Annotated in this window: 27 protein-coding genes; 11 read left to right on the top strand and 16 right to left on the bottom strand. The window is 28.0% G+C overall.

Annotated elements, in window-relative coordinates; genetic code table 11:
* From moaC to F754_RS0101830, 6 genes are read left to right on the top strand one after another with little or no spacing between them, the layout of a single operon-like run.
* Positions 1–546, top strand: a complete 546-nt coding sequence (moaC, locus tag F754_RS0101855) for a cyclic pyranopterin monophosphate synthase MoaC (RefSeq protein ID WP_023648218.1) — start codon at positions 1–3, stop codon at positions 544–546.
* Positions 547–558: 12 nt separating this feature from the next.
* Positions 559–825, top strand: a complete 267-nt coding sequence (locus tag F754_RS0101850) for a MoaD/ThiS family protein (RefSeq protein WP_023648217.1) — start codon at positions 559–561, stop codon at positions 823–825.
* Entirely contained in the window at positions 825–1,277 is a 453-nt protein-coding gene (locus tag F754_RS0101845; protein WP_023648216.1) for a molybdenum cofactor biosynthesis protein MoaE, read from the top strand. The genes F754_RS0101850 and F754_RS0101845 overlap by 1 nt, the downstream gene beginning before the upstream one ends.
* Positions 1,264–2,169, top strand: coding sequence for a protein-methionine-sulfoxide reductase catalytic subunit MsrP (gene msrP / locus F754_RS0101840; RefSeq protein WP_023648215.1), 906 nt, complete (start codon positions 1,264–1,266; stop codon positions 2,167–2,169). Before F754_RS0101845 ends, msrP begins: the two co-directional genes overlap by 14 nt.
* Before the next feature lie 6 nt (positions 2,170–2,175).
* On the top strand, positions 2,176–2,760 hold the full coding sequence (locus F754_RS0101835) for a sulfoxide reductase heme-binding subunit YedZ (protein ID WP_023648214.1): 585 nt from the start codon (positions 2,176–2,178) through the stop codon (positions 2,758–2,760).
* Positions 2,753–2,998, top strand: coding sequence for a DUF1244 domain-containing protein (locus F754_RS0101830; protein WP_023648213.1), 246 nt, complete (start codon positions 2,753–2,755; stop codon positions 2,996–2,998). Before F754_RS0101835 ends, F754_RS0101830 begins: the two co-directional genes overlap by 8 nt.
* Here the strand turns inward: F754_RS0101830 and moaB are convergent, their stop codons facing one another.
* Positions 2,999–3,499, bottom strand: coding sequence for a molybdenum cofactor biosynthesis protein B (moaB, locus tag F754_RS0101825; RefSeq protein ID WP_023648212.1), 501 nt, complete (start codon positions 3,497–3,499; stop codon positions 2,999–3,001).
* 15 nt (positions 3,500–3,514) lie between these two features.
* On the opposite strand from moaB, the gene F754_RS0101820 reads away from it, so the two are divergent.
* Together F754_RS0101820 and F754_RS0101815 are read left to right on the top strand one after the other, a co-directional pair.
* Positions 3,515–4,261, top strand: a complete 747-nt coding sequence (locus F754_RS0101820) for a sulfite exporter TauE/SafE family protein (protein WP_023648211.1) — start codon at positions 3,515–3,517, stop codon at positions 4,259–4,261.
* Positions 4,262–4,299: 38 nt separating this feature from the next.
* Positions 4,300–4,890 (top strand): hypothetical protein, encoded by a 591-nt coding sequence (locus F754_RS0101815; RefSeq protein ID WP_023648210.1) that lies wholly within the window; start codon positions 4,300–4,302, stop codon positions 4,888–4,890.
* Here the strand turns inward: F754_RS0101815 and F754_RS0101810 are convergent.
* Positions 4,874–5,767: a DMT family transporter gene (locus F754_RS0101810; protein WP_023648209.1), complete on the bottom strand. Its 894-nt coding sequence runs from the start codon at positions 5,765–5,767 to the stop codon at positions 4,874–4,876. The two genes, F754_RS0101815 and F754_RS0101810, sit on opposite strands and share 17 nt — an antisense overlap.
* Positions 5,764–6,246, bottom strand: a complete 483-nt coding sequence (locus tag F754_RS0101805; RefSeq protein WP_023648208.1) for a YbaK/EbsC family protein — start codon at positions 6,244–6,246, stop codon at positions 5,764–5,766. The genes F754_RS0101810 and F754_RS0101805 overlap by 4 nt, the downstream gene beginning before the upstream one ends.
* 141 nt (positions 6,247–6,387) lie before the next feature.
* Between F754_RS0101805 and glnA the strand changes: the two genes are divergently transcribed.
* Positions 6,388–7,794, top strand: coding sequence for a type I glutamate--ammonia ligase (gene glnA / locus F754_RS0101800; protein ID WP_023648207.1), 1,407 nt, complete (start codon positions 6,388–6,390; stop codon positions 7,792–7,794).
* A 7-nt stretch (positions 7,795–7,801) separates the two neighbouring features.
* Here the strand turns inward: glnA and F754_RS07765 are convergent, their stop codons facing one another.
* The 9 genes from F754_RS07765 to F754_RS0101755 all read right to left on the bottom strand — a co-directional run bounded on the left by F754_RS07765 (position 7,802) and on the right by F754_RS0101755 (position 14,211).
* The gene (locus F754_RS07765; protein ID WP_023648206.1) at positions 7,802–7,972 is read right to left on the bottom strand and encodes a hypothetical protein; all 171 of its coding nucleotides are present in this window, start codon (positions 7,970–7,972) and stop codon (positions 7,802–7,804) included.
* A gap of 66 nt (positions 7,973–8,038) precedes the next feature.
* Entirely contained in the window at positions 8,039–8,374 is a 336-nt protein-coding gene (locus F754_RS0101790; protein ID WP_023648205.1) for an iron-sulfur cluster assembly accessory protein, read from the bottom strand.
* Positions 8,374–8,673, bottom strand: coding sequence for an SUF system Fe-S cluster assembly protein (locus tag F754_RS0101785; protein ID WP_023648204.1), 300 nt, complete (start codon positions 8,671–8,673; stop codon positions 8,374–8,376). The genes F754_RS0101790 and F754_RS0101785 overlap by 1 nt, the downstream gene beginning before the upstream one ends.
* A gap of 6 nt (positions 8,674–8,679) precedes the next feature.
* Positions 8,680–9,144 (bottom strand): SUF system NifU family Fe-S cluster assembly protein, encoded by a 465-nt coding sequence (locus F754_RS0101780; protein ID WP_023648203.1) that lies wholly within the window; start codon positions 9,142–9,144, stop codon positions 8,680–8,682.
* Positions 9,144–10,361 (bottom strand): cysteine desulfurase, encoded by a 1,218-nt coding sequence (locus tag F754_RS0101775; protein WP_023648202.1) that lies wholly within the window; start codon positions 10,359–10,361, stop codon positions 9,144–9,146. Before F754_RS0101775 ends, F754_RS0101780 begins: the two co-directional genes overlap by 1 nt.
* Complete coding sequence (locus F754_RS0101770; protein ID WP_023648201.1) at positions 10,358–11,605, bottom strand: SufD family Fe-S cluster assembly protein; 1,248 nt, start codon at positions 11,603–11,605, stop codon at positions 10,358–10,360. Before F754_RS0101770 ends, F754_RS0101775 begins: the two co-directional genes overlap by 4 nt.
* A complete protein-coding gene (gene sufC / locus F754_RS0101765; RefSeq protein ID WP_023648200.1) occupies positions 11,606–12,340 on the bottom strand; it encodes a Fe-S cluster assembly ATPase SufC in 735 nt (244 codons plus the stop codon).
* The gene (sufB, locus tag F754_RS0101760; RefSeq protein ID WP_023648199.1) at positions 12,340–13,782 is read right to left on the bottom strand and encodes a Fe-S cluster assembly protein SufB; all 1,443 of its coding nucleotides are present in this window, start codon (positions 13,780–13,782) and stop codon (positions 12,340–12,342) included. The genes sufC and sufB overlap by 1 nt, the downstream gene beginning before the upstream one ends.
* A 3-nt stretch (positions 13,783–13,785) precedes the next feature.
* Positions 13,786–14,211, bottom strand: a complete 426-nt coding sequence (locus F754_RS0101755) for an RrF2 family transcriptional regulator (RefSeq protein ID WP_023648198.1) — start codon at positions 14,209–14,211, stop codon at positions 13,786–13,788.
* A gap of 138 nt (positions 14,212–14,349) precedes the next feature.
* Here F754_RS0101755 and F754_RS0101750 point away from each other — a divergent pair, with 138 nt between their 5' ends.
* Positions 14,350–15,006: an alpha/beta hydrolase gene (locus tag F754_RS0101750; protein WP_023648197.1), complete on the top strand. Its 657-nt coding sequence runs from the start codon at positions 14,350–14,352 to the stop codon at positions 15,004–15,006.
* On the opposite strand, the gene F754_RS0101745 is transcribed toward F754_RS0101750, so the two are convergent.
* Positions 15,003–16,151 (bottom strand): anhydro-N-acetylmuramic acid kinase, encoded by a 1,149-nt coding sequence (locus F754_RS0101745; RefSeq protein ID WP_023648196.1) that lies wholly within the window; start codon positions 16,149–16,151, stop codon positions 15,003–15,005. The genes F754_RS0101750 and F754_RS0101745 overlap by 4 nt on opposite strands.
* Before the next feature lie 47 nt (positions 16,152–16,198).
* Here F754_RS0101745 and F754_RS0101740 point away from each other — a divergent pair, with 47 nt between their 5' ends.
* Positions 16,199–17,428: a tyrosine--tRNA ligase gene (locus F754_RS0101740; protein WP_023648195.1), complete on the top strand. Its 1,230-nt coding sequence runs from the start codon at positions 16,199–16,201 to the stop codon at positions 17,426–17,428.
* Here F754_RS0101740 and F754_RS0101735 read toward each other — a convergent pair.
* From F754_RS0101735 to F754_RS0101725, 3 genes are read right to left on the bottom strand one after another with little or no spacing between them, the layout of a single operon-like run.
* Positions 17,425–19,848 carry a hypothetical protein gene (locus tag F754_RS0101735; RefSeq protein WP_023648194.1) on the bottom strand — a complete coding sequence of 808 codons (2,424 nt, stop codon included), beginning with the start codon at positions 19,846–19,848 and terminating at the stop codon, positions 17,425–17,427. The genes F754_RS0101740 and F754_RS0101735 overlap by 4 nt on opposite strands.
* The gene (gene prfB, locus F754_RS0101730) at positions 19,845–20,936 is read right to left on the bottom strand and encodes a peptide chain release factor 2 (RefSeq protein WP_082254660.1); all 1,092 of its coding nucleotides are present in this window, start codon (positions 20,934–20,936) and stop codon (positions 19,845–19,847) included. Before prfB ends, F754_RS0101735 begins: the two co-directional genes overlap by 4 nt.
* Positions 20,937–20,939: 3 nt before the next feature.
* On the bottom strand, positions 20,940–23,276 hold the full coding sequence (locus F754_RS0101725) for a PBP1A family penicillin-binding protein (protein ID WP_023648192.1): 2,337 nt from the start codon (positions 23,274–23,276) through the stop codon (positions 20,940–20,942).
* Positions 23,277–23,343 lie beyond the last annotated feature (67 nt).

The raw sequence follows: 23,343 nt of genomic DNA, 5'->3' as shown, positions 1-23,343 counted from the left end.
ATGAAAAATTTAAAAGTAATTAAGAGTAATGAATTAAAAGATTGGGTAAAAGAAGTTTTCAAAAAAAACTCTTTTAACATCGTAGACGTTTCAACCAAAAAGGAAACCTTTAGAAGAGCTTTGGCTTCTGGGAAAATTTATGTTGGTAAAGAAGTATTTGATTTAATTAAAAATAAAGAAATGCCAAAAGGAGACCCTATAACGTTAGCAGAAGTTTCAGCAGTTTTAGGTGTTAAAAAAACTAGTGAATTAATTCCTTTATGTCACCCACTACCAATTGACCATACAGCTACTAAAATAATTATGCACGAAGAAGATAGTTCACTAGAAGTATTTTGTATCGTATCAGCATATGCAAAAACTGGTGTAGAAATGGAAGCTATAATGGGAGTAAATGCAGCTTTAATAACAATTTATGATTTAAGTAAAATTGTCAATCCTCATCTGAAAATTGATAATGTTAAGCTGTTGATTAAAGAGGGTGGTAAAAGTGGTTTGTGGAAAAACCCAGATGGACTTCCTGATTTTTTGAATGAAATCTATTAATTATAAAAATTAATGAAAGTGGTAATAGAACTGTTTGGAGCAAGCAGAGATTTTAGTGATAAAAATTCGATAGAATTTGATATTAAAAATAACTCAACAATCAAAGACTTGAGAGAAGAAATATTAGATTACCTTGATTTACATTTTAAAGGTAATAAAAATTTTATAAAAATTGTAAATTCATCAGTATTTTGTTCAAATGATAATATAATTAGCGACAATTATAAAATAACAAATAATGAAAAAATTGCTATTATTCCTCCAATTGGAGGAGGTTAATGCTTCACGCTAAAATTATAGATTCTAAAGAAAAAAAATTATCAATTATTGAAGCCGAAAACTTCATTTCGTCTCATGATTATGGGGCATCAATTTATTTCTCAGGCACTGTAAGAAATCAAAACGACAATAAAAGCGTAATAGGAATTACATACGATAGCCATGATGCTCTTGTTATAAACAGTTTTCAAGAAATCTATAATGAGGCAGATCAAAAATTAAATATTAAAGATAAATCTGTTTATATTGAACATGCCAAGGGTTATTTAAATTTAGGAGAAATTAGTATTATTATTGCAGTTGCTTGCAAGCATAGAGATCAAGCTTATGTTTTATCAAGGTATATCATTGAAGAAATTAAAAAAAGATCTCCAATATGGAAAAAAGAGCATTATCAAAATAATGATAGCGCATGGTTAAAAGGAAACCCTATAATTAATGAAAAAAATTAAATTCTCAGAAATAACTCCTGAAAATATTTATTTAAAGAGAAGAGACTTTATCAAAAAACTTGGATTATCAACAAGTTCTTTAATGATTGGTCAAAATTTTCTTAATAATGCTTATGCATCAACGAATAGTTTAGAGCCGACTGAATACAGATACATAAGTACTTATAACAACTACTATGAATTTGGTACTAGAAAATCAGATCCTGTTGAGAAATCTCAAAATTTTAAAACGGAACCTTGGAATATTAAAATTGATGGTGAAGTTGAAAATGAAGTCGATATTAGCGCTTTAGAAATCAATAATATGTTTAAAAGTGAAGAAAGAATTTATAGATTAAGATGTGTCGAAGGATGGTCCATGGTTATTCCTTGGATGGGATTTTCTTTAAGTAAACTTTTAGAAAAAGCTAAGCCAAATAATAAAGCAAAATTTGTAGAATTTATATCTGTATACGATCCTATACAGATGCCTGGCCAAAAATATCCTATACTTCAATGGCCTTATAGAGAAGGTTTAAGAATTGATGAAGCTATGCACCCTTTGACAACACTAGTGACTGGTCTATATGGTAAAAAACTTCCAAATCAAAATGGAGCACCATTAAGGTTAATTGTACCCTGGAAATATGGATTTAAAAGTGCAAAAGCAATTGTAAATATTAAATTAGTAGAAAAAATGCCAACTTCGTCTTGGATGAGATCTTCTCCAAGAGAATATGGATTTTATTCCAATGTTAATCCAAATGTGGATCACCCAAGATGGTCACAAGCTTCTGAAAGAGTTATTGGTTCAGGAATTCTAAGTGAAAGGATTCCAACTCAAATGTTTAATGGCTATGGTGATGATGTAGCCAATTTATACTCTGGAATGGATTTAAAAAAATACTTTTAAATTAAATTGATTAAATACTTTAAATCTTTTGTTTTTATTATTTGTTTATGGCCCCTTGGAATTATCATTTTAGATATTTATTACAATAATCTTGGGGCTGAACCAGTAAAAAAAATTATGAACCATTTTGGAGAATGGACTTTAATTTTTATTTGCTTAACTCTCACAATGAGTCCACTTAAAAGAATTACTAATCTATCTTTTTGGATAAAATTTAGAAGAATGCTTGGTTTATTTGTATTTTTTTACGCTACAATCCATTTATTAACTTATGTTGGATTAGATTATAGATTTGATTGGGAACCAATAATTAACGATGTATTAAAGAAGAAATTTATTTTTATAGGATTTTCTGCTTGGTTATTATTAATTCCATTAGCTGCCACCTCTTCACAAAAAATGATAAAAATACTAAAACGTAATTGGAAAAATTTACATAGATTAGTATATGTTATTGCTATTTTTGGATCTCTTCATTATATCTGGTTATCTAAAACAATCTTCTTTAAACCTCTTATATACACTTTAATTATAGTTGTTTTGCTTGCATTAAGAATTAAAATAAAAAAAAGAGATATTAATTATGGATGAAAATACAAAAAAAGAAATTCAATCAGCAACATTAGAGAGATTAATAGAGCATCTTAAAGAAAGAAAAGATGTTCAAAATATAGATTTAATGAATTTAGCAGGTTTTTGTAGAAATTGTTTGTCTAGATGGTTTAAAGAAGAAGCTGAAAAAAAAGGTGTAACTATATCTGATCCTGATGCAAGAGAGCATATTTATGGAATGCCTTATTCTGAATGGAAAGAAAAATACCAAAAATAATTATTTTTCTTTAAGTCTTGGGAATAACTCAACAAAATTACATGGTTTGTGATTGATATCCAACTGATGTTTTAAAATTCCATCCCATGCATCGGTAACACCACCTGACGATCCAGGTAACGCAAAAACATATTTACCATTTGCTAAAACTGCACAAGCTCTCGACTGTATCGCAGAAGTACCGACCGTTTTAAGACTTATTGTTCGAAAAACTTCTCCAAAACCAGGTATTTGTTTATCCGCAATTTCTTCTATTGCTTCTGGAGTAATATCTCTTCCAGTAAGACCTGTTCCTCCAGTAGTTATAATCACATCAATATCTTTTTTACTGATCCATTCTCTTAAAATTAAAACAATATCTTCTTTATTGTCTTTGCATATTTTTCTATCAATTAAATTATGATTTGCTTCTTTAATTTTTTCTACAAGAATAGCACCAGATTTATCATTATCAAAAGTTCTGGTATCTGTTACAGTTAATAAAGCTATATTTACACTCATAAAATTTTTTTAAGTATGATTATATTATCAATATTTTTTCTCATAACATCAATATTATATTCTAGTGTTGGCTTTGGTGGTGGGTCTACTTATTTAGCTCTAATGCTAATTTGGGAAATTCCTTTTTATATAATTCCAATATTGGCATTATGTTGCAATATTATTGTGGTATCTGGAAATTCAATAAACTATGTAAGATCAGGAAACCTCAATTTTAATTTACTTATACCTTACTTGGTAGGTTCTATCCCTTTTGCATTTTTTGGTGCCTCAATATCTATTTCAAAGGAATTATTCGAGATAATTTTATTTGTTATTTTATTTATTGCTGGGATACTTTTATTGATTAAGAATAAATCATACAGCGATGATCTGATAAAAATAAATTCAATTCCAAAAGCTGTTTCTATATTCATTGGATCTGTTATTGGGTTTGTTTCAGGGATTGTTGGAATTGGTGGGGGTATATTTTTAAGTCCAATTTTATTTTTGATGAAAGCAGGGTATCCAAGACATATTGTTACGGCAGCTTCACTATTTATTTTAATTAACTCGATTTTTGGTGTAGCTGGTCAACTTACCAAAAATATTGTTTTTGATGAATTTTTGAATTATTGGCCTCTTTTCGTTTGTGTATTAATTGGTGGCCAAATTGGAAATTTACTAAATATAAAATTTTTATCTAATAAAACTCTTACGATAATAACTTCTATGTTGGTAATTTTTGTATCTATTAGGATGGGTATAAGGCTGATATCATAATCTTGATTTAATTAACTTTTAATATACTAGAACTATAAATGAAAAATATTAAGCCCTTTGGACCATCGATTGGAAAAACTAAAATTTCCAAAAAATTTTCTGATAAATTAAACAATGAATTTGATATCAAATCTAATTCAAAAAAAATTGATTATAGCTCTAAATTAGCAAGCCAAATTAAGAATGAATTAAAGATTTCTAATAATTTTATTAAGAAAAATTTAGAAAAAGAATTAATACAAAGCATTAATAAATTTCTGTCCAATGATAAAATAAAAAATGTTAAAAAAATTAGAATTTTAAATTTATGGGTAGTTCGCCAATTCAAGGGTGAATACAACCCTATTCATTATCATGAAGGGGATTTGTCAGGTGTTGGTTATTTAAAATTACCAACAGGAATGACAAATAATAAGATGGTTAAAAATAAAAAATTGAAAACAAATGGAACAATTGATTTCATAAATGGTCAAAAAGGATTTCTAAGCAAAAGTATTTATAATGTTGTGCCAAAAACTAGAGATTTATTAATCTTTCCAAATTATCTGATGCATACAGCTTATCCTTTTAATATCGAAGGAGAACGTAGATCGTTTTCTTTCAATGCTAAAATTATTTTGAAAAAATAGTTTTATTGTCAGCTTTTTTAACAAAATAGATACCAATACAAACTGCTATTAAAGATACTAAAACTTTAATTGTTATTAGTTCTTTTAAGAATATATAGCCTAAAATAGTTCCAAAGATTGGTATCAAGTAAGAAACTTGTGATTGAAAGATTAAACCATTATTTTTTAAAATTCTGAATCTTAATAACCATGCAACTCCTGTTGGAACAATTCCTAAGTATATTACAGATATTAAAGAGTCTGTTCTTGGAACTGATTGCCAAGGTTGTTCTATAAAACTGACAAGTGGAATTAAAATTATAATTGCCCAAATTAAAATTGAGCCAGTTACATTTTCATTTTTTTTCTTACTAATTTTAAGAGTTAAAACACCTCCTATTACATAACAAGTAGAACCTAATAAAATTAATAATGCTGAGGTAAAATTATTTTCATCAATCAAAATATTATCTGAAAACAAAAATACTATCCCAGAAAAACCAATTAATATTCCAAATGTTTTAACTAAATTAAACTTTTCATTTTTTGTATAAAAGTGTCCTAATACTGTTGAGCTCAATGGTGTGGTAGACATTAAAATTGCTGCTAAATTACTTTGAACTGATTTAACTCCGTAGGCTATTAAAAAAAATGGAGCAACTAAATTAATAAAACCTATCATAGCAAACCAATGCCAATCTTTGGAGAAAGCTTCAATTTTAATATTCTTATAATAACAAAGAAGCAAAACTGGAATTGCTCCAAAAAAAACTCTTAGAAAAGCAATTGTTACTGGTCCAAATGAATATGTTGCAATCTTAATATTAAAAAACGCAGAGGCCCAAATCAAAGCTAATATAGTTAATAAAATGTAATCAATTAATTTTGGTTGTCTCATTCAGCTATTTCTCTCATTTGACCATTAGTTAATTTTATTAATTGAATAAATTTTATCTCAAAAACACAATTTGGATGTCCTGCAGCAGCAAACACGTTTGTAAATCTTTCTAAATTTGTATCAATATAGATTTTTAATTTACTTAAGTGACCTACAGGTGAAACACCTCCTATTGTATAACCAGTTATTCTTTTAACATCATCAGGATTTGCCATTGAAACATCTTTTTCATCTAGGATTTTTTTAAGTTTGTTTAATGAGCATCTTTTATCTCCTGACACTAAACAAAGTACAAAATTGTCTCCCACACTAAAAAGTAAACTTTTTACAATAGCCCCGACACTACAACCTAAAGCTGTAGCTGCATCTTGCGCGGTTCTTGCTGTTTGTTCTAAACAAACAATTTCAAGACTTGAGTCAAATTCCTTTATTGATTCTTCAGCTCTTTTTACAGGTTCTTTTTCTAGTATTGAATTCATAGATTTTTATAATTCCTGTGGAATAATATTGAATAAATACACCACTTATGTGAAAATTGCATAGGTGTTATTTATTAAATAAGCAATATTTTTTGTGATTATTTTGTTAATTACCACTCATTAAATTATATAGGAGACAAAATGAGCGCAGCTAATGTTTTAAAATTTATCAAAGAAAAAGAAGCAGAGTTTGTAGACTTAAGATTTACTGACCCAAGAGGAAAACTTCAACATTTAACTATGGATGCAACAATCGTTGATGAAGAAATGTTAAATGAAGGTGTATTTTTTGATGGCTCATCTATTGCTGGTTGGAAAGCTATTAATGAGTCTGACATGATTTTAAAACCTGATACTGCTAGAATGATAATGGATCCATTTACCTCTCATAATACTGTCGTTTTGTTTTGTGATATTTTAGATGCTGTTAAAAAATCTTCATATGAAAGAGACCCTAGAGGAACTGCTAAAAAAGCTGAGGAATATTTAAAGCTATCAGGTATTGGTGATAAAGCATTTTTTGGTCCTGAGCCTGAATTTTTTGTATTTGATGATGTTAGAATTAACAATGATCCAAACAACACAGGGTTTGTTTTGGATAGTAAAGAAGGTCCTTACAACTCTGGTAAAGTTTATGAAAATGGAAACATGGGACACAGACCTCCAGTTAAAGGTGGCTATTTCCCGGTACCACCAGTTGATAGTGAACAAGATATGCGTGGTGAATATTTAAAAAATTTAAAAGAAGTTGGGATTAAAGTTGAAAAACACCACCATGAAGTGGCTCCAAGCCAACATGAACTTGGAATGTATTTTGGAACTTTAGTTGATCAAGCAGACAACGTTCAATTGTACAAATATGTTGTACAAATGGTTACTCATTCATTTGGTAAAACTGCTACATTTATGCCAAAACCAGTTGCAGGTGATAACGGTTCAGGTATGCACATTCACCAATCTATATGGAAGGGTGAAACACCAGTATTTTCTGGTGATGCTTATGCTGGTTTATCAGAGACTGCGTTACATTATATTGGTGGTATTTTAAAACATGCCAAAGCAATAAATGCTTTTGCTAACTCTACTACTAATAGTTACAAGAGATTAATTCCTGGTTTTGAAGCTCCAGTTCTTCTTGCTTACTCTGCAAGAAATAGATCAGCATCTTGCCGTATACCAATTACATTAAGTAAAAAAGGTGCAAGATGTGAAATAAGATTTCCAGATGCTTCTGGAAACCCATATCTAACTTTTGCTGCAATGCTTATGGCTGGACTTGATGGAATTAAAAATAAAATCCATCCAGGTGAATCATTTGATAAAGATCTATATGAATTACCACCAGAAGAAGTTAGTGCTATTCCAACTGTGTGTGGCTCTCTAAGGGAAGCTATGGAAAGTTTAGATAAAGATAGAGAGTTTCTAACTCAGGGTGGTGTATTTACAGACGATCAAATAGATGCCTACATTGCACTTAAGTTTGAAGAGATACATAAATTTGAGCACGCACCTCATCCAGTTGAGTTTGAGATGTACTACAGTAGCTAATAATTAATTACTGCCTAGTTGTTGCGATTGTATCTTTGTTAACACCTTTTTTAACAACGTAGTCCTGTGTACCGTTTGCACCAGTTTCTACTTCTTTACGAAGATCTTTGAAAAAAGTTCTTTGCTTTAAAGAATTCTTAAGGGTTTTAACAAGATTTTTAAATTCAAATGTATTCATAACAGATTCTTACACTAGATATGCAAGATTTGCAATACTGATATGCAAATAATAGGATAATACGTCCTACTCTATTTTAAAAGACTCACCACACCCACAACGCTCAGTTTCATTGGGGTTATTGAATACAAAAGATGATGAAAGTTCTTCTTTTTTATAATCCATCTCAGTTCCAAGCAAATACATTATAGCAGCAGAATCAACGAATACTTTTACACCTTTGTCATCAATAACTTCATCATTAGGATTAATTTCTTTTGTATATTCCATCACATAAGACATACCAGCACAACCACCTGTTTTAACTGACACTCTTACACCAAGTGAATCTTTTTCTGCATTAGACATGATTTCTTTAATTCTTAAAGCTGCATTATCACTTAATTTGATTATAGGATTCATTATAAATTTAACTCCAATTTTGCTGCTTCAGACATCATATCTTTATTCCAAGGAGGCTCCCAAACTAATTCAAGATCAACATCTTCTATTCCTTCAACTTGCATAGCACCTTCTTTAACTTCTTTAGGTAAGCTTTCTGCTACTGGACAATTAGGTGTTGTTAGTGTCATCTTAATTTTAGCAAAATTTTCATTTTCAACAGTAACATCATAAATTAAGCCTAGTTCATAAATATTTACAGGCAGTTCTGGATCGTAAATTTTTCTAATCTCTTCAATTATCTGTTCTTTTTTAGACATATCTTTTTAATTTTCTGTTTTAACTTCCTCATTTTTATCATCGAATGCAGACACTAAAGTGTGCCATGATAAAGTTGCACATTTAACTCTCATTGGATATTGCTTTACACCCGATAAACACATTAATTTTGTTTTTTCATCTTCTTCCAAATTTTCAGATTTTAATTCTGGATTTTCTTTAATCATTCCTAAGAAATCTTCAACAATCTCCTTAGCTTCATGTTCATTTTTTCCTTTGATTAAATCAGTCATTATAGATGCTGATGCCATTGAAATGGCACAACCACTTCCTTCAAAAGAAATGTCTTCAACTATTTTTTGACCATTAAGTTTTAAAAAAACATGAACATTATCACCGCATAAGGGATTATGTCCTTTGGCATCTTTATTAAAATCATCGGTCTTACCAAGATTCCTTGGATTTTTACCATGTTCTAATATTATTTCTTGATATAATTCTTTTAAATTCATTATAAGTTGAATATTTTTTTACAGTTATTTATAGCATCATTAAGTTTATCAAGATCATCTTTAGTATTATAAATTCCAACTGATGCTCTAGAACTTGCAGGAATATTTAATTTATCATGAAGTATTTGACAGCAATGATGGCCTGCCCTAATAGCCACACCATCTTCATCTAATATAGTCGCTACGTCATGTGGATGAATACCTTCAATGGTAAAAGATAAAACGCCACCCTTATTTTTTGGATTACCAATTAATTTAACAGAATTATTTTTTTGTAATAACTCTTGTCCATATTCAACTAATTCTGCCTCATGTTTCATCACATTTTCTATTCCAACACTCTCTAAAAATTTAATAGATTGGTCAAATGCTATTACTTGTGCAGTAGCCATTGTGCCAGCCTCATACTTATTGGGTAATTCACCATAGGAAATTCTATCTTTTTTTACCTCATTGATCATTCCTCCACCCCCTTGATATGGTGGCAATTCTTCAAGCCATTTTTTTTTACCATACAAAACCCCTAAGCCGGTAGGACCATACATTTTATGACAAGAAATCGCATAAAAATCACAATCTAAATCTTGCATATCCAATCTTAAATGAGGCGCTCCCTGACAACCATCAACAACAACAATTATATTTTTGGAGTGTGCTAACTCAGTTATTTCTTTAATAGGTAAAATGGCTCCTGTAACATTTGATAAATGGGTAATTGATATTATTTTTGTTTTGGGTGTTATTTTTTTTTCAATTTCTTCTAGAGTAATCTCACAATCTTCATTAATTTCAGCAAAATTAATTTTTATATTTTTTGATTTTCTCAAAAAATGCCATGGTACATAATTAGAATGATGTTCTAATTCTGTAATAAGTATCTCATCACCTTCTTGCAAATAATCTTGACCTAAAGTATTAGCAACTAAGTTCAGTGCTTCAGTAGCACCTTTAGTAAATACAATTTCATTCTTGTCTTTTGCATTAATATATTTTTGAACTGAAGCTCTTGTATTTTCGTATAAATTAGTAGCAGCAACAGCAAGATAATGAACGCTTCTACCTACATTAGAAAATTGTTTTGTATAAAATTCATTGATTTTATCTGTTACAACTTTCGGTTTTTGTGATGAGTTTGCACTATCTAAATATACCAAATCATTATTTTGAATTTTTTCATCAAAAATAGGAAACTCTTTTTTAATTTCATCTATTTTCATTCTTTAATTCCAATCATATTTTTAATTAAATTTTTTATTTCTGAGTCGGTAATCTTTTCAACCACATCAAGTAAAAAACCATTAATCAATAGTTCTCTAGATTGCTGATAATTTAATCCTCTAGACATTAAATAAAATATAGAGTCTTCACTTAAGCTACCTGATGCAGAGCCATGTGAACATTTTACATCATCTGCATAAATTTCTAATTCTGGTTTAGCATTAAATTCAGAGTCTTTATTTAATAAGATTGCTTTACTTAGTTGGTATCCATCTGTCTTTTGTGCTTCTGAATTAACAAATATTTTTCCCTGATACACTGATTTAGAATTATCATCTAAAACACTTTTAATTAATTGATAACTTTTAGTGTTTTCAATTAAATGGTTTATTATTGTTCTAATTTCATGATGTTTATCATTATTAAGAGAGAGAATGCCATTCACAAAAGCTGACGAATATTCCCCTTTTAAATTACAATTAATTTCATTTTTAAAGAAATTTGATCCCGAAGACAAAATAAATGTTTCTGAAATACTATTTTTATCTTGTTCAATATTATTAAAGGAATATTTAATATTTTTATTTTCAAGTTTATCTACTTTGTAATTTTTTAAAACTGCATTTTCTTTTAGATCAAAGTTATAAAAAATATTTAAAAAATTTTTTTCAGAAGTATCGTTATATAAGTCAATTAATCTTAAAGAACTATCTTTACCTAACTCAAAATCTAATCTTAAATTTATATTTTTGGACCAAATATCAGAGTTGGTAATATGATAAATAATTAGCGGTTTTACAAGTTGATAGCTATTTTTAACAATTATTTTAAATGATTTGTTAGTAAAAGCATTATTTAAATCAGATAGAGAATTATCATTATTAAATTTATTTATAGTTTCTGACTTATCAATTATTTCTATTTGGTCTTTTTTTTCATAATCAAAATCAATTTTTTCAATTCTGCCATTTATAAAAACTATTTTATTATGTTCTAGTCCATCTACAAATACAGAAGTATCAACTTTATTAGTAGATGTATAATCATTATAAAAACTTAATTCCCCAATATTTTTTTTTATTATTTGATTAAGATCTGAAAATTTCCAATTTTCATCTCTTCTATTCGGAAAACCTTTGTTTATAAAGTTATCTAAGTAAAATTGTTTAATTTCAGTATCTCTTTGAGATAAACTCAAATTTTTAATAATATTATCAAAATCTTTTTGTAATTGCTCTTTCATCTAATGAAAATTTTCGTATCCTTTTTTTTCTAATTCTAATGCTAAGTCTGGTCCTCCAGATTTAACAATTTTTCCATTCATCAATACATGTACAAAATCAGGTTTTACGTAATCAAGTAATCTTTGATAGTGAGTAATAATTAAAAATGAATTTTTCTTATCTCGCAAGGTATTAACTCCTTCAGCAACAATCTTTAAAGCATCAATATCTAATCCTGAATCTGTTTCATCTAAAATTGATAACTTTGGTTCCAATAATGACATCTGTAAAATTTCATTTTTCTTTTTTTCTCCGCCTGAAAAACCGACATTTAATTGTCTATTTAATTTCTCCTCATCAAATTTAAGCTCTTTGGATTTTTGTTTAACTAGTTTTAAAAATTCTATAGCATCAAGTTCTTTTTCACCTCTTGCTTTTCTAACTGCATTTAATGATGTCTTTAAAAATATATTTGTATTCACTCCTGGAATTTCAAGTGGATATTGAAAAGCTAAAAAAATACCTTTATGAGCTCTTTCCTCTGTTTCAAGTTCAAATAAATCTTTTTCTTCAAAAAAAACTTCTCCAGAAACTTCATAGCCTTTTTTTCCTGATAAAATATTTGATAATGTGCTTTTACCAGATCCATTTGGACCCATTATAGCGTGCACTTCTCCAGGATTTATATCGAGAGAAAATTCCTTTAAAATTTCCTTATTATCAATTTTTGCATTTAATTTATTTATTTTTAACATTACCCTACACTTCCCTCTAAACTGATACCCACAAGCTTCTGGGCTTCAACTGCAAATTCCATTGGCAACTGTTGCAAAACCTCTTTGCAAAATCCATTCACAATCAATCCAACAGCCTCTTCTGCATTCAATCCTCTTTGCTGACAATAATGTAATTGTTCTTCACTTATCTTTGAGGTTGTAGCTTCATGAGCAATATTTGATTCAGAATTTTTATTCTTAATATATGGAACTGTATGCGCTCCACATTTATCACCCATTAATAATGAGTCACATTGAGTATAATTATTTGAATTTGAAGCTTTAGATGAAATGTCGACAAGACCTCTGTAAGTCATATCTGAAAATCCAGCACTTATTCCCTTAGAAATAATCTTACTTTTTGTATTTTTACCTAGATGGATCATTTTTGTACCAGTGTCAGCTTTTTGATGATTATTAGTAATAGCAATCGAATAAAACTCTCCAACAGAATTGTCTCCTTTTAAAATACAACTTGGATATTTCCAAGTTATTGCTGATCCAGTTTCTACTTGTGTCCATGAAATTTTTGAGTTTTTACCTTTACATAAACCACGTTTAGTTACAAAGTTGTATATTCCACCCTTTCCATCTTTATCTCCAGGATACCAATTTTGTACTGTAGAGTATTTTATCTCGGCATCATCAAGTGCAATCAATTCAACGTTTGCAGCATGTAGTTGGTTTTCATCTCTCATTGGTGCAGTGCAACCTTCTAAGTAACTTACATAACTTCCTTTATCTGCAACAATTAAAGTTCTTTCAAATTGACCTGTGTTAGTAGCGTTAATTCTAAAGTAAGTAGATAGTTCCATTGGGCATCTTACACCTTCTGGTATATATGCAAATGAACCATCAGTAAAAACTGCAGAATTTAGAGTGGCAAAGAAATGATCTGTTGTTGGAATAACTGACCCTAAATATTTCTTAACTAACTCAGGATGGTTTTGGATAGCTTCAGATATAGGGCAAAAAATAATTCCTAGTTTAGATAATTCTTCTCTAAAAGTTGTGGCAACAGACACAGAATCAAACACTGCATCGACTGCTATACCATTTAATCTTGCTTGTTCTTGAAGAGGAATACCAAGTTTTTTATATGTCTCTAAAAGTTTCGGATCAAGTTCATCTAAGCTTTTTGGTTTATCATCCATACTTTTAGGTGCTGAATAATAATATAAATCTTGATAATCAATCTTTGGATACTTTGGTTTTTGCCAGTCAGGTTCTTTTAACTGTTTAAATCTTTCAAATGCTTTAAGTCTAAAATCAAGCATCCATTGAGGCTCTTTTTTAATATTCGAAATAAATTTAATTACATCTTCATTTAAACCTTTTGGTGCTCTTGTATTTTCAATATCCGTTGAAAAACCATATTTATAATCTTTCAAATTATCTATTTCTTTTTGTCTATTATCCATAATTTAAATTCTTTGATCTTTATTATTTCTTAATAAATCTTCTAAACTTTTCTTTTCAAAAAAACTATTGATATGAGTTTCTAACTCATCCCAAAGATTGTGTGTAACACATTTAGTTGCTTTTCCGTTGCATCCTTTTTTTGACTCTTTTTTACACTGGACAGTTTTTACTTTTTCATCTACTGCATGAAAAATATTTGTAAGTTTTATCTCATTTGGCTTTTTTGATAAAACATAGCCACCTTGTGTTCCTCGAATACTTTGTACAATTTGATTTTTTTTTAATTTAGAAAAAATCTGCTCTAAATAATCTAGTGATATTCCCTGACGCAAAGAAATATCTCTTAGTGAGACAGGATTGATGTTGTCAAACCTCGCGAGATCTACTAATGCCATTACGGCATATCTGCCTTTTGATGTTAATTTCATTTTACCCTTTTAAATTGGGTGTTTTATACATACCTGACTAAAATGGTCAAGTATAGATTATAATAAAAAAGCTAACATATTGTCGCTCACTTGTGATAAACGTATTTTTTTTTTTGAGAATAATAATCAATATCGTTTATGGACAATAAAATTTTAGAAATATTTATTCCAGGACCTGCTGGAAGACTTGAAGCAAAATATTATAAAAGTAAAAAAAATACATCCCCAATTGCACTAGTGTTACAACCTCATCCTCAATATGGAGGAACTATGAATAATAAAGTTGTAGTAGATACTTTTCATGCATTTATGGATAACGATTTTTCAGTATGCAGAGTAAATTTCAGAGGTGTTGGTAAAAGTGATGGTGAATTTGATAATGGACAAGGTGAACTAGCAGATGCAGCAGCTGCATTAGATTGGCTTGAAAGAGAAAACTTTGATAACTCACAATGCTGGGTATCAGGATTCTCTTTTGGATCATTGATAGCTATGCAATTATTAATGAGAAGACCAGAGATAAATAGATTTATTTCAATTTCTCCTCAGCCAAATGTTTATGATTTTTCTTTTTTATCACCATGTCCTACATCTGGATTAATGCTTTATGGAAAAAAAGATGAATTAGTTCCCATTGAATATATCACTGAACTAGATAAAAGGTTGAGTGCTCAAAAAGGTATAAAAGTTGAATTTCAATCTGTACCTGAAGCTAATCATTTTTTTTCCAAAACAGAAGATTCTTTGATTAAAAGTCTTGATAAATACATAAAAAAAGAAACTGCTCTTTACTAAAAATTTTGAATTAACTTACCGCCAACTGTAGGCACGACACAACCTGTAGACCTTGGATATGAAATTGGTAATTTTAAAAATGATCTGATTGCAAGATATCCAAATGCTTGGGACTCGATATAATCTCCATCTAAATCATAATCATCAATAGAGTTAAAACTTATATTTTTTTGGTGTAATAGATAATCTTTAATACTTTGAATAAGAATATTATTTTTTCTACCCCCTCCACAAACTAAAAATTTTAAAGGCTTTTTATTTTTACCATTAGCATGTTCAATACCTTTAGCTATTAGGTAAGCAGTAAAATTAGTAATTGTGGCACAACCATCTTCCAAAGACAGTCCTCTTAAAAATGAAATATCAAAATCTTTTACATCTAAAGATTTATCAAAACTATCTATTTTGAAATTATCAATTGCTTGATTCAAAATTAATTGATTAATTTTACCAGATTTTGCGATTGAACCACTATGATCAAAATTATTTTTTGAATTTTTTCTTACCCACTCATCAATCATACAATTGCCTGGGCCTGAGTCAAAAGCCTCTAAGTTTTCTTCTAATTTTTCATCATCATCAATAATTTTAGTAATATTTGAAATCCCTCCAATATTAAGAAAACAAATAGGATAATTTATTTGGAATTTTTCATTTATATTTTTAGATAATAAGTAATGAAAAATAGGTGTTAATGGTGCTCCTTGGCCTTCATTCAACATATCTTCTTGTCTGAAATCATAAATAACTTTTTTTCTGACTAATTGAGACATTAGTTTTCCATCACCTAATTGTTTTGAAACTTTGTGTGTGGGGCTATGGAAAATTGTTTGCCCATGAAAACCAACAAAATCTATCTCATCTTGATACCTTAAAGCTATATCGCTGACAATTTTGCTATGAAATATAGTAATTTCTCTCTCAAGATCGATTAATTTAGAGGAGTAAAGCTTCAAATCATTGATACTTAAAATTAAATTTCTTATTTCAATTAATTGCTGGTGTAAATTTTCATTATATTCAAAATATTCATCTAAAACATTGATAAATTGATTAAATCCATCTGATTTAATTATTGATACATCCACTCCATCCATTGAAGTTCCACTCATTAATCCGATAGCTGTATATAATTTATTTTTCATTGTTATTCTTTTTAATAAAAATTTGTATATTGTGTAACTATAAGCTTATGAATAAATTTTTAAAAGAATTTAAAGATAGAGGCTTCTTCTATCAGTGCACAAATGAAGAAGATTTGTCCAGTTTAATGGATAAGGAAAGAATTAAAGGTTACATTGGATTTGATTGTACGGCAGAAAGCTTGCACGTCGGTAGCTTGTTACAAATAATGTGTCTTAGATTATTACAAAAAAATGGTCATAGACCAATTGTATTACTGGGTGGTGGTACGACAAGAATTGGTGACCCTTCAGGAAAAGACAAAACAAGAAAAATTTTAAGCGAAGATGAAATTGAAAAAAATATTAAAAATATAAAGAATATACTTAAAAAATTTTTAGATAATGATAACCCAGAAACAAAACCCATATTTGTAAATAATTATACATGGCTTAAAAATTTAAATTATATCTCTTTTCTGCGAGACATAGGTAAACATTTTACAATTAATAAAATGTTAACTTTTGATAGTGTAAAATTAAGATTAGATAGAGAACAATCTTTGAGCTATATGGAATTTAACTACATGATTTTACAGGCTTATGATTTTTTAGAGCTTAGTAAAAAAGAAAACTGTGTTTTACAAATTGGGGGCTCAGATCAATGGGGAAATATTGTCAACGGCGTTGATCTGATTAAAAGATATTCAAATAAACAGACTTATGGTCTTACAACACCTTTAATTACTCTTGCCTCAGGAGCTAAAATGGGAAAATCTGAAAATGGAGCAATTTGGTTGGATGAAAAATTTTTATCAGCTTATGAGTATTGGCAATTTTGGAGAAATACAGATGATAGAGATGTTTTAAAATTTTTAAAAAATTTCACTGATATGGAAATAGAAGAAATTAAAAAAATTGAAAATAATCATATTAATGATTTAAAGATACTTTTAGCCAATAAAACAACCTCTATGCTTCATGGTGAAGATGCTGCTAAAAATTCTGAGCAAGCAGCAAAAGAAGCATTTTCTGGTAATTCACTAGGATCAAGTTTACCTTTTATCAAGATTAAATCAAAAATTATTGATGATAAATTAGATATAATTGACCTAATTATACTTTCTAAATTAGAAAAATCTAAAAGTGAAATAAGAAGATTAATTAAAGGTAATGCAATAAAAATTGATGATAAAGTAATATCTGATGAGAACTTAATTATTACAAATGAATTTTTTAATGAAAATTACCTTAAACTTTCTATTGGTAAAAAAAGACACTTAAAAATTCAATTAGATTAGTTTTTTTTTATTTTTTCCAGAGTTCTAGTTATAAATCTTGGAGTTAATGTTTTTATTGGATTTACAGTTGTTTCAAGTTTTTTTGGAGGTCCCTTTACTTTAAAACTTACCCCAAAAACGCCATCACCAACTTTCTTCCCAATAAGCAGATCTCCAATTAAAGGAATTGAGGCAATGGTTCTATTAATTGTGGTCGCTGGAACTAGCGTGCCTCTTAGACTAATGATATTATCTTCTTCAATATAACCCTCAATTAAAATAGATATTGCCGGTCCAATTGCGTACAATTCTTGAATTGTCATAAGTTTATTCTTTTTTGTAAAATTCATTTCAAAATCTGAAAATCTAATACCCTCTCCAGTCAGTAAATCTGCTATTCCTTGAAGAGAGGCAAGAGCCAGTAACTTTGCCAATGCTGGAATTTCTTTGACTTTGAAATTGTCTATAATCAGTTTTGAATTTGAAATACCGTTCTTTTTTGAAGAATAAAAATCTAAATATCCTTCATCACTACCCTCAAAACCTTTAATAAATTTATATCTGTTTACCAAAGGTTTAGCATTAGATGAATAAAGTGTAGTAATTTTTTCACCATCTTTTGTGTTTATTGAAAATGTTAAATTCTTATTAGCATCAAACAGTGCTGAAATTTTAGCTTGATTTACTTTATTATCCACTATTCGAAGTTTACCATTTAGATTTTTAACAACATTATCATTATCAAGATAAACATTTAAAATATTAAGTGTCATATCTACATTTTCTTTAAAAATATCTATTTTTTGATCTTCTTTACTTTTTAATAATTTTGTAATCAGGCTATTAGCATTTAATAATGAACCATTTAATTCATAATTATTTTTTTTAATTCTTCTAAGCGCAAATTTATTTTTCTTATCACTTCTATCAAAATAATCTAAGTCGATTTTATCTACTTTTATTATTTTATTTTTTTTGTTAATTGTTAAATCATTAATTATAAAATTATTATTTTTTGATAAAAGTCTAATTTTTTTAAAATCAAATCCAAATTTTTTAGTATATTTTCCATTAATTTTTAATTGAGAATTTAAGTTTTTATCTTTTTTATAATTAATAAAATCAATTTTTATAGGTGTGTCATTAATTGCTAAATCAGTTTCAAAATTATACACTTTATCTTTTGTTGAAAAAAAATATTCTATTTTATTTAATTCTTTCTCTAATTTAATTTGACCCGTACCCTTAAATGATAGGGTGTCATCTTTATAATTCAATTTAATTTTATGATCTTTTAGATTTAAGATATCTTTTGTTTTGGGCAAATATACTTTTATTAATTTTTGATTTTTGATATCTAATTCACTTAGATCAAAATTTGACACTAAACTAAAATCAGAACGAGTATTTGTCATTTGATAATCAATAATCTCAAATTTATTTTGAATTTTAAATTTCCCCTTTCCTTTGATTGATAATTTATTTTTAGAATAAGATGCTTTTATCTTGTGATCTTTTAGTTCAATTAGATCATTAATTTTGATGAAATTTTTACTAATTAAATTGTTTTTTTTAATCTGAGAACCATCAATTAAAATATTTGAGTTAATTGCTAAATTCTTTACTTTAAACTTGTTATTAATATTGAATGAAAAATCATTATCTGACTCAAAGTTTGTTTTTATTAGGTCAAATTGAGGATATTTTAATTTTATTATTTGAAGTAACTCATCATCTAAAAGAGAATTTTTATTTTTTATATTCCCTCTAAAAAAATAGTCTTTTTTATCTTTTTTTACGTTTATTCTTTCTGATAAAAAATTAATATTATTTGTATTAAAGCTAATATCTTTAAAACTAAAATCATTTCCAGTGATATTAAAAAGAAAGTTTATTTTTTCTAATTGATTTTTTTTACGTAAACTAATTTTACCGTCTCTAAGTAACCCATTTACTTTATAATCTTCTTTGAGCTTACCAAATTCATCAAAATTAAATTTTAATTCAGCAATTAAATTACCTCTCTTTATAAATTGTTCTAATAAAAATAACTCAGGTCTATTATTTATTGATCTTACAAATGTCACGAAATCTTTAAGTAAAATTGATTTAGTTGAAATTTCCACTTGAGATTCAACTAGTTGATTTTTGATTAATGAATTTATCGATATTTTTGACTTAATATGTTCTAGCTCAATCGACCGACCTTTTAAATTTATTTTAGCGTCTATTGTCTTTGCATTAATCTTAAAATTTAATGGATCTAGGGTAAGATTTATTTTTTTTAAACCAATATCAATTTTATCATTTTTTTGTTGTACAAGATCCTGTATTTGTTTGTTAAATTTTTCTGTCTCAATACCAACAGTGCTCAAATAAATTATTAATAAAATAAAAAACCCAATTATTGTAGATATGTATTTTAAAATTTTTTTACTCATTTAATTTGATATAAAGATTGTTCTAAAAATTCATCTATATCTCCATCTAAAACTTTATCCGGACTTGTGCTTTCAAAATTTGTTCTATTATCTTTTACTAGTCTATACGGCTGCAAAACATATGATCTTATTTGATGACCCCATCCAATTTCAGATTTTGAGTTTTCTGTGTTTTGATTTTCTTGTTCTTTTTTTTTAATTTCATAATCATATAGCCTTGCTTTCAACATGTTCATACATGTTTCTTTATTTTTATGTTGAGATCTCTCATTTTGACATTGAACAACAATTTTAGATGGTATGTGAGTAATTCTTACAGCACTATCTGTCGTGTTTACATGTTGGCCGCCTGCTCCACTAGATCGATAAGTATCAATCCTTAAATCTTTTTCAATAATTTCGATATTGATATTCTCATCAACCACTGGATACACCCATATACTTGCAAAACTTGTATGACGTCTTGCTCCAGAGTCAAATGGAGATATTCTAACTAATCTATGAATACCAGACTCTTTTTTAAGCCAACCAAACACATAATCACCTTCAATTTTTATTGTTGACGATTTAATACCAGCCTCATCTCCTTTATGTTCGCTAATCAAGTTTGATTTAAATTTTTTTTGATCTGCCCATTTTAAATACATTCTTCTTAACATTTCTGCCCAATCTTGACTTTCTGTACCACCTGCGCCTGCATGTATTTCTATATAACAGTCAAGAGAGTCTGCCTCATTTGATAAAAAACATTTAACTTCATTTTTTTTTACCAGAGTTCTGAGTTCTTTAATATTTGATAGTACTTCTTTTTGTACAGTCTCATTTTTTTCTTCTAAAGCTAACTCGCTTAAATCCTCTAAATCTGAAAGCTTCTCAATTGTAAACTTGTAAGTTTTTAATAGATCTTCAAATAGTTTTTTTTCTTTAATTAGTTTTTTTGAATTTTCTTTATCTTGCCAGAAGTTAGCTTCTAACATTTTAGCGTTTAATACTTCAAGTTTTGAATGAATATTATTTGTTTCAAAGATACTCCTTAACACTGGAATTGATCTTCTCAATTTCTTTTTTGTAATCTTGAAATTTATTATCCATTAATAAAATTTTAATATATTATTTGCATCTAATCTATCATTATTTGAGTATAAAACTTTTCCATCAATCACATTTTGTTTTTTATAAACTTCAATAATAGTGTTTTTAGAATTAAATTTTGCTTTTTGACCAGTATTTGGATCAACTACCATCATTACTGTTCCCTCTGCTACTTTAAAAGGTCTTGCATCAGATTTATTAACTATTTTTTTAACAAAATCCTTAAAAATAGGTAAAGCTGTTTTTGAGCCAGTTTCATATCTACCTAATGGTGAAGGATTATCTAAACCAACATAAACTCCTATCAAAAGATTGGATGTGTATCCAACAAACCATGTATCGGTATTTTTGTTAGTTGTACCAGTTTTACCAGCAATATTTAATTCAAGATCTCTTAATTTTTTAGCTGTTCCTCTTTGAACTACTCCCTCAAGTATTGTTGTTATTTGATATGATGTCTGAGGAGAAAAAATTTTTTTATAATTATCTTTTATAATTGGATAATCTTTACCTAAATAAGATATTTCATCACAATTAACACATTTTCTTTTACTATTATTAAAAATAGTTTTTCCTTCACTATCTTGAATTCTATCAATTAAAATTGGATCAACTAATTTACCTCCATTAACAAAAACTGAGTAAGCTGAAGTTAGTTTTAATAATGTTGTTTCAGCCGATCCAAGCGAGATAGATAAAAGTTCTTCGGGATTATCATATATGCCTAAATTTTCTGAAAAATTTATTATTTTTTTGATACCCAAATCTTGAGCAATTCTTACTGTCATCAAATTTCTTGATTTTTCTAACCCAACTCTCAAAGTTGATGGGCCATAAAATTTTTTTCCGTAATTTTCAGGTTTCCACATTTTAAGATCTTCTCCTTGATCCAAAACAATTGGAGCATCTAAAATTAAGGATGTTGGGGTATATTTATTTTCAAGTGCTAAAGCATAAACAAATGGCTTAAAGGCTGAACCAGGTTGTCTTAGTGCTTGAGTTACTCGGTTAAATTCACTTTTTTTGAAACTAAAGCCACCACTTAAAGCTAACACTCGACCTGTATAAGGGTCCATAACAACTATTCCTCCATTAACTTTCGGCAGTTGTTTTAAACTGTAATTTCTATCACTTATTTTTTTTACATAAATTATATCGCCTACTTTTAATAATTGATTAAATTCTTTTTTTGTCCAAGAAATATTTTTATATTCTATTTTTCCATTGGATTTATTTTCAGTCTCAATACTTGCTGAAAATTTATCTAATTTTTTAACAATTGCTAATTCCCAACCAATTGAATCTTCTAAATAAAATTTATTAATATCTTTATTCCAATTATTAGAATATTTTTTGTTAGCAAGTGCTCCTCTCCATCCTTTTCTTTTATCATAAGATAATAGTCCATCTCTAAGTGACTTAGTTGCTATCTTTTGAAATTCTAAATTAATTGGTGTATTAATATTAAATCCTTGTTTGTAAACTTTATCATAAGTTAAAGTATCAATTACACTTTTACGAACATCCTCAATATAATATTGAGCATCTTCTGAAAAAACTTTTTTATTTCTATTAAGTATAATTTTTTTATCCTTGAGATAATTATATTCTTCAAAATCTATATATTTGTTTTCAAATAAATTATTTAAAACCAAATCTCTTCTAAATTTTGCTAGCTCGATATCTCGATAAGGATTATATTTACTTGGTGCTTTAGGAAGAGCTGCCAATAAAGCAGCCTCACTATAATCTAAATCTTGAATAGATTTGTCAAAATATTTTAAACTTGCTGCAGCTACACCATATGCTCCACTTCCAAGATAAATTTGATTTAAATATAGTTCTAAAATTCTCTGTTTAGATAATGCTCTTTCTATTCTAAATGCTAAAATAGCCTCTTTTATTTTTCGATTAAGACTTACCTCGTTAGTTAATAAAAAATTCTTAGCTACTTGTTGAGTAATTGTTGAGGCACCCTCAAGTCTTTTTGATGAAATTATATTAGAAATATTATTAATCACAGCTCTTAAAACTCCTTTTGCATCAACTCCAGGATGAGAAAAGAAATTTTTATCTTCTGATGATAAAAATGAGTTAATTACATTTTTTGGAATTGAGTTAAATGGAATAAATATCCTTTTTTCTTTCGAAAAGTCTGCAACAAGATCTCCATTGCCTGAATAAACTTTACTAGATACAGGTGGCTTATAGCTTTTAAGAAATCTATAATCAGGAATATTGTTTGAATAAGACCATAAAATTCCAAATATCAAAATTCCCAATAATAAAAGAAAAGATAACAATACAAATAGAGTATTTTTGAGAATTTTATTCATTTTATTTCCATTATATCTTGGAATTTGTTAAAGATAAGGCACTAGAATAAACAAAATTTTATAAATA

This window comes from Candidatus Pelagibacter ubique HTCC8051, assembly GCF_000472605.1.
Classification (GTDB): domain Bacteria; phylum Pseudomonadota; class Alphaproteobacteria; order Pelagibacterales; family Pelagibacteraceae; genus Pelagibacter; species Pelagibacter communis_B.
This window is presented reverse-complemented; position numbering and strand designations above follow the sequence as displayed.

Coding starts and splice junctions, on each gene's coding strand:
- moaB (WP_023648212.1), bottom strand. CDS start 3,499: ATGAGTGTAAATATAGCTTTATTAACTGTAACAGATACCAGAACTTTT.
- F754_RS0101790 (WP_023648205.1), bottom strand. CDS start 8,374: ATGAATCCTATAATCAAATTAAGTGATAATGCAGCTTTAAGAATTAAA.
- F754_RS07765 (WP_023648206.1), bottom strand. CDS start 7,972: ATGAATACATTTGAATTTAAAAATCTTGTTAAAACCCTTAAGAATTCT.
- sufB (WP_023648199.1), bottom strand. CDS start 13,782: ATGGATAATAGACAAAAAGAAATAGATAATTTGAAAGATTATAAATAT.
- F754_RS0101750 (WP_023648197.1), top strand. CDS start 14,350: ATGGACAATAAAATTTTAGAAATATTTATTCCAGGACCTGCTGGAAGA.
- F754_RS0101845 (WP_023648216.1), top strand. CDS start 825: ATGCTTCACGCTAAAATTATAGATTCTAAAGAAAAAAAATTATCAATT.
- F754_RS0101815 (WP_023648210.1), top strand. CDS start 4,300: ATGAAAAATATTAAGCCCTTTGGACCATCGATTGGAAAAACTAAAATT.
- F754_RS0101735 (WP_023648194.1), bottom strand. CDS start 19,848: ATGAGTAAAAAAATTTTAAAATACATATCTACAATAATTGGGTTTTTT.
- sufC (WP_023648200.1), bottom strand. CDS start 12,340: ATGTTAAAAATAAATAAATTAAATGCAAAAATTGATAATAAGGAAATT.
- F754_RS0101775 (WP_023648202.1), bottom strand. CDS start 10,361: ATGAAAATAGATGAAATTAAAAAAGAGTTTCCTATTTTTGATGAAAAA.
- F754_RS0101810 (WP_023648209.1), bottom strand. CDS start 5,767: ATGAGACAACCAAAATTAATTGATTACATTTTATTAACTATATTAGCT.
- F754_RS0101725 (WP_023648192.1), bottom strand. CDS start 23,276: ATGAATAAAATTCTCAAAAATACTCTATTTGTATTGTTATCTTTTCTT.
- F754_RS0101755 (WP_023648198.1), bottom strand. CDS start 14,211: ATGAAATTAACATCAAAAGGCAGATATGCCGTAATGGCATTAGTAGAT.
- F754_RS0101820 (WP_023648211.1), top strand. CDS start 3,515: ATGATTATATTATCAATATTTTTTCTCATAACATCAATATTATATTCT.
- F754_RS0101780 (WP_023648203.1), bottom strand. CDS start 9,144: ATGAATTTAAAAGAATTATATCAAGAAATAATATTAGAACATGGTAAA.
- glnA (WP_023648207.1), top strand. CDS start 6,388: ATGAGCGCAGCTAATGTTTTAAAATTTATCAAAGAAAAAGAAGCAGAG.
- F754_RS0101770 (WP_023648201.1), bottom strand. CDS start 11,605: ATGAAAGAGCAATTACAAAAAGATTTTGATAATATTATTAAAAATTTG.
- F754_RS0101850 (WP_023648217.1), top strand. CDS start 559: ATGAAAGTGGTAATAGAACTGTTTGGAGCAAGCAGAGATTTTAGTGAT.
- F754_RS0101830 (WP_023648213.1), top strand. CDS start 2,753: ATGGATGAAAATACAAAAAAAGAAATTCAATCAGCAACATTAGAGAGA.
- F754_RS0101740 (WP_023648195.1), top strand. CDS start 16,199: ATGAATAAATTTTTAAAAGAATTTAAAGATAGAGGCTTCTTCTATCAG.
- F754_RS0101785 (WP_023648204.1), bottom strand. CDS start 8,673: ATGTCTAAAAAAGAACAGATAATTGAAGAGATTAGAAAAATTTACGAT.
- moaC (WP_023648218.1), top strand. CDS start 1: ATGAAAAATTTAAAAGTAATTAAGAGTAATGAATTAAAAGATTGGGTA.
- msrP (WP_023648215.1), top strand. CDS start 1,264: ATGAAAAAAATTAAATTCTCAGAAATAACTCCTGAAAATATTTATTTA.
- F754_RS0101745 (WP_023648196.1), bottom strand. CDS start 16,151: ATGAAAAATAAATTATATACAGCTATCGGATTAATGAGTGGAACTTCA.
- F754_RS0101805 (WP_023648208.1), bottom strand. CDS start 6,246: ATGAATTCAATACTAGAAAAAGAACCTGTAAAAAGAGCTGAAGAATCA.